A 268-nucleotide genomic window follows, 5' to 3' on the forward strand; every position below is an offset into this window, starting at 1 on the left:
GCCACAACCTGCGGAAGCGCAATGTAATTTCTATTTTGCGAATTGGGCGACAGGAAATAAACAGGTCGCGTGGCAGGGCGCTGAAAAAATGTGGCTCAATGGTAATTCCATGCCAGCTGCATGTGACAAACTGTTTACTGAATGGGAAAAAGCCGGATACCTTTCAACGGATATGATTTTGGCGCGTATTCACCTTGCGATTAAAGACGGTAACACCTCAACGGCAACTTACCTCGCGAAACGCTTACCAAGTAGCTACAAAACTATC

Annotated in this window: 1 pseudogene; it reads left to right on the plus strand. The window is 46.3% G+C overall.

Annotated elements, in window-relative coordinates:
* Nucleotides 1-268, plus strand: a pseudogene (locus ACNQ0T_RS24330) (murein transglycosylase); the annotation flags it as partial.

It is taken from the genome of Enterobacter cloacae complex sp.6700776, assembly GCF_048284255.1.
In the GTDB taxonomy this organism is placed as follows: Bacteria; Pseudomonadota; Gammaproteobacteria; order Enterobacterales; family Enterobacteriaceae; genus Enterobacter; species Enterobacter intestinihominis.